This is a genomic window from Burkholderia sp. YHN3-13, assembly GCF_055810675.1.
Genome location: NZ_JBVVNQ010000096.1, coordinates 1 through 635, shown reverse-complemented (window position 1 = coordinate 635; position 635 = coordinate 1). Strand labels below are relative to the sequence as shown.

Annotated in this window: 1 protein-coding gene and 1 pseudogene; both read right to left on the bottom strand. The window is 66.1% G+C overall.

The features are described from left to right. The coding region (locus AC0KUR_RS38070) for an ATP-binding protein (RefSeq protein WP_473377415.1) at positions 1–415 on the bottom strand (415 nt) is incomplete at its 3' end. 4 nt (positions 416–419) lie between these two features. Next, positions 420–635 (bottom strand): annotated as a pseudogene (locus tag AC0KUR_RS38065) (IS21 family transposase); the annotation flags it as partial.

The window sequence follows — 635 nt, the reverse complement described above, 5'->3', positions numbered from 1 at the left end:
ACTCGGTCTGCGAGATGAACAGCACGTCCCGGCCTTGACGGGCGGCGCAGTGGCCCAGCGCCTGTGCCAGATGACTCTTGCCCGTGCCCGTTTGCCCGGCGATCAGGATCGCGACCTTCTCGTCGAGGTAGCGGCCGGCCGCGAGATCGTAGACGTAGGCTCGGTTCAGGGCGGGCAGCAGGTCGAAGTCGAAGGACTCGAGCGTCTTGCCGATGGCGAAGCCGGCACGCGAGAGGCGGATGGCGAGCTTGCGATTCTCGCGACGAGCAACCTCGTCGTGCAGCAGCATCGCGAGGAACTCGGTGTAGGCAAGCTGTCCGTCGATGGCTTCGCGGTTGCGCTGCTCGAGCGAGTCGAGGATGCCGGACAGACGAAGCTGCTTGAGGATGGAATTCAGTTCGGGGCTTGGATTCATGGATTCAGTGGATCAGAAGGGATTGGAGGTCACGGCCGAAGCGGCCGCCGTCCTGGTAGGTGCCGCCCGGCGTCGCGGCAGGACGCGTGGTGGGCTGAGCGTCCAGGCCCTTGTCGAGGATGCCCTTGACGGTGCGGTACTTCGGGCTGCTGAAGGCGAGTGCGCGTTCGCAGGCCGCTTCCAGCCGTGCGTCGCCGACCTGCTCGCGCAGCCGGATGAG